The following is a 1,418-nucleotide window of genomic DNA, read 5'->3' as shown; positions in this document are numbered from 1 at the left end:
TTACCCGCGGCAAGACGGAAAGACCCCGTGAACCTTTACTACAGCTTGGCAGTGATATTCGGGACAGCATGTGTAGGATAGGTGGGAGACTTTGAAACTGGCACGCCAGTGTCGGTGGAGTCGTCCTTGAAATACCACCCTTGTTCTTCTGGACGTCTAACCTCGGCCCGTTATCCGGGTCAGGGACACTGCCTGGTGGGTAGTTTGACTGGGGCGGTCGCCTCCCAAAGAGTAACGGAGGCGCGCGAAGGTTCCCTCAGGCTGATTGGAAACCAGCCGAAGAGTGCAAAGGCATAAGGGAGCTTGACTGCAAGACAGACACGTCGAGCAGGTGCGAAAGCAGGTCTTAGTGATCCGGTGGTTCTGTATGGAAGGGCCATCGCTCAACGGATAAAAGGTACTCCGGGGATAACAGGCTTATCTCCCCCAAGAGTTCACATCGACGGGGAGGTTTGGCACCTCGATGTCGGCTCATCACATCCTGGGGCTGAAGTCGGTCCCAAGGGTTTGGCTGTTCGCCAATTAAAGTGGTACGCGAGCTGGGTTTAAAACGTCGTGAGACAGTTTGGTCCCTATCTGCCGTGGGCGTAGGAGATTTGAGAGGATCTGTTCCTAGTACGAGAGGACCGGAATGGACGAACCACTAGTGTTCCTGTTGTCACGCCAGTGGCATCGCAGGGTAGCTACGTTCGGAAAGGATAACCGCTGAAAGCATCTAAGCGGGAAGCCCACCTCAAGACGAGATCTCCCTGGGCTTAGCCCCTAAAGGTCCGTTGGAGACGACAACGTTGATAGGCCGGATGTGTAAGCGCAGTAATGTGTTCAGCTTACCGGTACTAATTGACCGTGAGGCTTGACCATTTACAGTTTTTTATAGGGACGGGGGAGCATCCGCTCCCCCAACCCCCATGAAGTTTTACGTCATATCGCTTTCAAACAATCAGTCAATGCGATTGAAAACCAGTTTTACGGTTTTCGGTGGCTATAGCGTAGGGGTCACACCTGTTCTCATCCCGAACACAGAAGTTAAGTCCTACCGCGCCGATGATACTGCATGGGAGACTATGTGGGAAAGTAGGTCGCCGCCGAAATTATTTCGAGCCCTGTCGTTGTTACGACAGGGCTTTCGTTTGCCCTTTAGATCACCCGAAAAAAACTTAAAAAAAGAGTTGACGGTTGAGATCTGATTGAGTATAACACGCTTCCGTTGCTTGAGCGGCTCTTCACAGAGCGTTGATGGCAGCCGAAAAAAAAGATAAAAAAAACTTGACGGGTTAGGGTCGTTTAGATAGACTCCTTGCTTGTCGCTTCGCCCCGGAAGGGGTGGATAGCTGGTCTTTGAAAACTAAATAGCAGATGTTTTAAAGAGCTTGTAAGGGTTCAAGTTAATTGAACAAACTAGGATAACAAAACTTCAG

Annotated in this window: 2 rRNA genes; both read left to right on the top strand. The window is 50.8% G+C overall.

The features are described 5' to 3' along the window. Positions 1-860, top strand: a 23S ribosomal RNA gene (locus NWF04_02060); the annotation flags it as partial. A gap of 114 nt (positions 861-974) precedes the next feature. Then, positions 975-1,091 (top strand): 5S ribosomal RNA (rrf, locus tag NWF04_02055). Positions 1,092-1,418: the final 327 nt, after the last annotated feature.

Source organism: Candidatus Bathyarchaeota archaeon (assembly GCA_026014465.1).
Classification (GTDB): Archaea; Thermoproteota; Bathyarchaeia; order Bathyarchaeales; family Bathycorpusculaceae; genus JADGNF01.
Note: the sequence above shows the minus strand (reverse complement) of the source record. Positions and strands in the feature narration are given on the sequence as shown.